Here is a 6,013-nt window from a genome sequence, read left to right on the forward strand (position 1 = left end):
CGATATCGCCGCCCATCGCGCCGGCGCCGATGACATGGACGTGCGCAACCTTGTTGCCGCTGCCGGCGAGCTTCTTCATCTGCTCGCGCAGGAAGAACACGCGGATCAGATTCTGCGCGGTCGGCGTCACCATCAGATTGGCGAACGAGGCCTTCTCCGCATTCAGCATCGCCGAGCGGTTGCCGGCGTGCTTCTCCCACAGATCGATCAGCGCATAGGGCGCCGGGTAATGCTTGCGTGGTGCCGCCTTCTCGGCCTCGCTGCGCATCCGCGAGGCGAGGAAACCACGCGCCGCGCCGAGATTGAGGAGCGAGTTGAGCGCGCCCGGCCTGGCGCGCTTCAGTCGGCCGAACACCGCGTCCTTCACCGCGTTGCGGACATGGCGCTCCTGGGTAACGGCGTCGACCAGGCCGAGCGCCTTGGCGCGGCGCGCGTCGATGGTCTTGCCGGTCAGCATCAAGGTCATCGCCTGCATCGGGTTGACCAGCTCGGTGAAGCGCACGGTGCCGCCAAGACCGGGATGCAGGCCGAGCATCACCTCGGGGAAGCCGAACCGCGCGTCGTCGATCGCGATCCGCATCTGGCAGGCCAGCGCGACCTCGAGGCCGCCGCCAAGGCAGAAGCCGTGGATGACGGCGACCGACGGCACGCGCAGCGCCTCGAGCCGGTCGATCACCGCATGGGCGCGGCCGATCGCGGTCTCGACCGCGCTGGAATCGCTGGCGCCGCGAAACTCATTGACGTCGGCGCCGGCGATGAAGCCGCTTGGCTTGGCCGAGCGCACCACGAGACCGGTCGGCCGCTGGTTCTCCAGCGCCGCGACGATGGCATCGAGCTCCTCGAGCAGATCGGCCGACAGCGTGTTGGCGCTGGCGCCGGCGCGGTCGAACAGCAGCCAGGCGATGCCGTCCTCGTCACGAGTCAGCTTGAAATTCCTGTAGGGACTGTCGGCGGCAGGCTTCGGCCCGAGTTCGAGCACGCGATCGGCGAGAACGTTCATGATCCGTGAATCCATGATCACACCGTCTCTATCAACATCGCGCCGCCCTGCCCGCCACCGATGCATTCGGTGGCAACGCCGCGCCTGGTGCCGAGCCGCTTCATCGCATTGACCAGATGCAGCACGATGCGGTTGCCGCTGGTGCCGACCGGATGGCCGAGGCTGATCGCGCCGCCGTCGACGTTCAACTTCGCGCGGTCGATCTCGCCGGCCGCGCCATCGAGCCCGAGAATCTCGCGGCAGAATGTCTCGTCGTTCCACGCCGCGAGGCAGCCGAGCACCTGGGTGGCGAAGGCCTCGTTGAGCTCCCAGGTCTCGACGTCCTGCAAGGTCAGGCTGTTGCGCTTGAGCAGCGTGCTCGCCGAGAGCACCGGGCCGAGGCCCATGATCGAGGGATCGAGCGCCGACCATTGGCTGTCAAGGATGACGGCCTTCGGCGTCAGCCCGTGCTTGGCCACCGCCTTCTCCGACGCCAGGATCACCCAGGAGGCGCCGTCGGTGATCTGCGAGGAATTGCCGGCGGTGACCTGGCCCCACGGACGCTCGAACACCGGCTTCAGCTTCGCCAGCGTCTCGGGTGTCGAGTCCGGGCGGACGCCGTCGTCGTGGTCGTAGAACTTGCCGTCGCGGGAGTACGCGGTCTCGACCTCGCCCTTGAGAAAGCCCTGCTGCTGCGCGTTGGCCAGCCGCTGATGGCTCTCGGCGGCATATGCATCGGACTGGGCGCGGGTGATGCCGAAGAGATGGCCGACCTTCTCGGCGGTCTGCCCCATGTTGAGTTCGGTGATCGGGTCGGTCAGCCCGCGCTCGAGGCCGATGATCGGCTTGAAGTAGCTCGGCTTCACCTTCAGCGCCGCGGCGATCTTGGCGCCGAGCCCCTTGGCGCCGGCGAAGCCGGCAAACCAGCGCACGCCGGAATTGGGCCAGACCAGCGGCGCGTGGCTCAAGGCTTCGGCACCGCCGGCGAGGATCAGGTCGGAGATGCCCTCGCGGATGTAACGATAGCCGGTGTCGATCGACTGCATGCCGGAGCCGCAATTGATCTGCACCGTGAAGGCGACCATCTGCTCGCCCATACCGAGCCTAAGCGCCGCAACGCGCGCCGGGTTCATCTCGTCAGCGATCACGTTGACGCAGCCGAGGATGACCTGGTCGAAGGCAGTGGGCGCGAAAGGCTGCCGCGCCAGCAGCGGCCGGCCGCATTGCACGGCAAGATCGACCGGGGTGAACGGGCCGGGACCGGAGCGCGCCTTCAGGAACGGCGTCCGGCTGCCGTCGACAATAAAGATTGGTCGCGCCATCAGCTCGCCGCCCTCTGCTCACCAAGCTCCTGGAAGAACTGATGCACGTCGGCGGATTTCTTGTAAATCGGGGACAGCGCCTCCGGCGCAAAATCATCGACCTCGATGACTTTGGTGACGGCCTCGTGGGCAGCGGCAAGCTTCTCGCCGTCGGCCTCGGTGATGACGCCTTTCTTGACCGCCTCCTTCCAGTCATGCAGGCGCGCCGCGCGCAGCTGCTTGGCGACATCCTCGGCCTCGGTGACGAGGCGGAAGGCCTTCTCCAGCCTTGCGATGCCGCCGTCATCCTCGACAAAAGCGAGGTCCGGCGTCAGCCGGTCGCGCGCCGCGGAGGGCGACAGCACGAGCTGCGCGCATTGCTGCACGACGCGGTCCGTCGGGCCGGTGACGCGCGCGCCGAACGGCTGGACCAGGAATTTCAGCAGCCAAGCCACCGGACGGTTCGGCAGATTGGCGAAGATTTCCGCAAAGCGGTTCTCGATGGTCTTGAAGCCGGACGCTATGCACCATTCGAGCGCGGGAAGATCCTCCTTCTGCCGGCCCTCGTCCTGCCAGCGCTTCAACGCCGCGGAGAGCAAATACAGCTCGGACAGGATGTCGCCGAAGCGCGCGGAGAGCATTTCCTTGCGCTTCAGCGCGCCGCCGAGGGTGAGCAGCGCCATGTCGGCGCACAGCGCGAACGCCGACGAGTAGCGCGACAGCTGGCGATAGAACTCGGTGGCGTCGCCGGCATCTGGCGCCGGCGCGAACATGCCAAAACTCCAGTTGCGGCCCCAGGCGCGGAACATGGTCGCGAAGCTGTGGCCGACATGCTTCCAGAACGCGGTGTCGAACGCGGTCAGGCCCTTGTCGCGGTCGGTCTCGCCGAGCGCATTCATCTCCTGCAACAGATAGGGATGCGCGCGGATCGCGCCCTGCCCGAACACGATCAGATTGCGAGTCAGGATGTTGGCGCCCTCGACCGTGATGCCGACCGGCACCGAGCGGTAGAGCCCGCCGAGATAGTTCTGCGGCCCGTCGATCACAGCCTTGCCGCCATGGATGTCCATGGCGTCGTCGATCGCGATCCGCATCCGCTCGGTGGCGTGCAGCTTCATGATCCCGGAGATGACGGCGGGATGATGCCCCTCGTTCAGCGCGGCGCAGGTCAGCCGCCGCGCGGCGTCGAGCAGATAGGCCGTGCCGGCGATGCGGGCGAGCGGCTCCTCGATGCCCTCGAATTTCGAGATCGAGATGCCGAACTGCTCGCGGATGCGGGCATAGGCGCCGGTGGTGCGCGCGGCATAAGCAGCGCCGGCCGCCGACAGCGACGGCAGCGAGATGCCGCGGCCGGCGGCAAGCGCCGTCATCAGCATCTTCCAGCCCTGACCGAGCCGTGCCTCGCCGCCGATGATGTAGTCGAGCGGGATGAAGACATCGCGGCCCCAGTTCGGGCCGTTCTGGAACACCTGCATCGCCGGCAGATGGCGGTGGCCGATCGAGACGCCGGGCAGATGGGTCGGGATCAGCGCGACGGTGATGCCGAGCTCTTCCTCGCTGCCGACCAGGTGATCGGGATCATAGGCCTTGAACGCAAGGCCGAGCAGCGTCGCGACCGGGCCGAGCGTGATGTAGCGCTTGTGCCAGTTGAGCCTCAAGCCGAGCACCTCGCGGCCTTCGAAATTGCCCTTGCAGATGATGCCGGTGTCGATCATCGAGGCGGCATCCGAGCCGGCCTCCGGGCTGGTCAGGCCGAAACAGGGAATGTCCTGGCCGGAGGCGAGGCGCGGCAGCCATTTGTCCTGTTGCTCCCTGGTGCCGAACCGCATCAAGAGTTCGCCCGGCCCGAGGGAGTTCGGCACCATCACCGTGACGGCCGCGGTCAGCGAGCGCGACGAAATCTTGCGCACCACTTCGGAATGCGCATAGGGCGAGAAGCCGAGGCCGCCGAATTCCTTCGGGATGATCATGCCGAAGAATTTTTTGGCCTTGATGAAAGCCCAGACCTCGGGCGGCAGATCGCGCCATTCCCAGTTGATCTTCCACTCGTCGAGCATCCTGCAGAGCTCGTCGACCGGACCGTGCAGGAAGGCCTGCTCCTCGTCGGTCAATCTGGCCGGCGCGAATGCCAGCAGCTTCGACCAGTCGGGGTTGCCGGTGAAGAGATCGGCGTCCCACCAGACGTCGCCGGCTTCCAGCGCCTCGCGCTCGGTGTCCGACATCGTCGGCAGCACGCCACGCGCCCAGGAGAATATCGGTTTTGTCATATAGTCGCGGCGGAAGCTCATGGCGGATCCCTCATGAAACGGCGGCGCGGATGGGTGATCTTATCGGAAAGTGCCGTTCACCGGTGAACACTTCACCTTGCAGATAAAGCGAAATTGACGCGGCCCAGGCGCCGTTTTGTTAACGGCACGCCGCGGGTTCAGTTCCGAAAGCTGAGCTGCGACAATCAGGTAGCTGGGGATGGCGCCGGCTGGTGAAGCCAAGTTCGATCGGTCTCGCGGCGGACTCCTCGCTCTTAGGTCGCCGCGCATTAGCGCGGCGGGTGGGGCTCTCTCCACGATACGACTCGCGGAGAGAGCCCCCACCCCAGCCCTCCCCCGCAAGCGGGAGAGAGAGCGCAGTTTCCTGCGCGGTTACGGCCCCACTTAGTCTCGCCGTGCCTAGGCGGGCCCCGCTCCCTGGGTTGCGGTATAGACCGCGTAGAGCGACTGGCTTGCGGCCATGAACAGGCGGTTGCGCTTGGGACCGCCGAAGGTGATGTTGCCGCAGACCTCGGGCAACCGGATGCGGCCGAGCAGCTTGCCTTCCGGCGACCACCCGTCACGCCGCTGTAACCGACCGCGCGACCGGCATTGCTCGAGCACCAGACATTGCCGTTGACGTCGCAGCGGATGCCGTCCGGTCCGCACTTCACGCCGTCGATCGTGAAATCGCTGAACCGCTTGCCGTTGGAAAGCTTGTTGTCGGCGCCGACATCGAACACGAAGACGTCGTCCTTGCCGCCGGGGCCGCTATCGCCCGGTCCCTTGCCGGTCGAGACCACGTAGAGCTTCTTGTAGTCCGGCGAGAAGCAGAGGCCGTTCGGATCCGGCACCTGGTCCTCGCCGACCACGAGATCGACGCGGCCCGAGGGATCGATGCGGTAGCAATTGGTGGGCAGCTCGCGCTTGGCCGGCGCGAAGCCCGCCGGCTGCCCGATCCGGGGATTGAGCTTGCCGGCCGGATTGCCCGGGCCACCCGCAGCATCAGGCTCGCCCTCATAGAGCTGCCCGCCATAGGGCGGATCGGTGAACCAGTAGCTGCCGTCGGGATGCGCGACGACGTCGTTCGGCGAGTTCAGCCGCTTGCCCTGATAGTTGTCTGCGAGCACGGTCGCGGTGCCGTCATTCTCGTAGCGCGTCACGCGGCGGGTGAGATGCTCGCAGGACAGCTGGCGGCCCTGGAAGTCGAACGAATTGCCGTTCGAGTAGTTCGACGGCATGCGGAAGACGCTGACATGGCCGTCATCCTCCGACCAGCGCATCTGCCGGTTGTTCGGAATGTCGCTCCACAACAGATAACGGCCCTGCGAACTCCAAGCCGGGCCTTCCGCCCACAACAGGCCGGTATGGAGGCGCTTGATCGAGGTGTTGGGCTGGGCAAGGTCATTGAAGGACGGATCGACCGCGATGATGTCGGGGTCCCAGAAATAGGTGGTCGGCGCACCGCGCGGACTGAAGTCGCGCGG

Annotated in this window: 3 protein-coding genes and 1 pseudogene; all 4 read right to left on the minus strand. The window is 66.4% G+C overall.

Going from position 1 to position 6,013, the window contains the following annotated elements; translation table 11 throughout:
• On the minus strand, positions 1-1,015 hold a 1,015-nt coding region (locus tag AKL29_RS46070), incomplete at its 3' end, for an enoyl-CoA hydratase-related protein (RefSeq protein ID WP_244482608.1).
• A 2-nt stretch (positions 1,016-1,017) separates the two neighbouring features.
• Complete coding sequence (locus tag AKL29_RS35750; protein WP_050387396.1) at positions 1,018-2,301, minus strand: acetyl-CoA C-acetyltransferase; 1,284 nt, start codon at positions 2,299-2,301, stop codon at positions 1,018-1,020.
• The gene (locus AKL29_RS35755) at positions 2,301-4,568 is read right to left on the minus strand and encodes an acyl-CoA dehydrogenase (protein ID WP_050387397.1); all 2,268 of its coding nucleotides are present in this window, start codon (positions 4,566-4,568) and stop codon (positions 2,301-2,303) included. Before AKL29_RS35755 ends, AKL29_RS35750 begins: the two co-directional genes overlap by 1 nt.
• Before the next feature lie 378 nt (positions 4,569-4,946).
• Positions 4,947-6,013, minus strand: a pseudogene (locus AKL29_RS35760) (SMP-30/gluconolactonase/LRE family protein); the annotation flags it as partial.

The sequence above is a fragment of the Bradyrhizobium pachyrhizi genome, assembly GCF_001189245.1.
Taxonomy (GTDB): domain Bacteria; phylum Pseudomonadota; class Alphaproteobacteria; order Rhizobiales; family Xanthobacteraceae; genus Bradyrhizobium; species Bradyrhizobium pachyrhizi.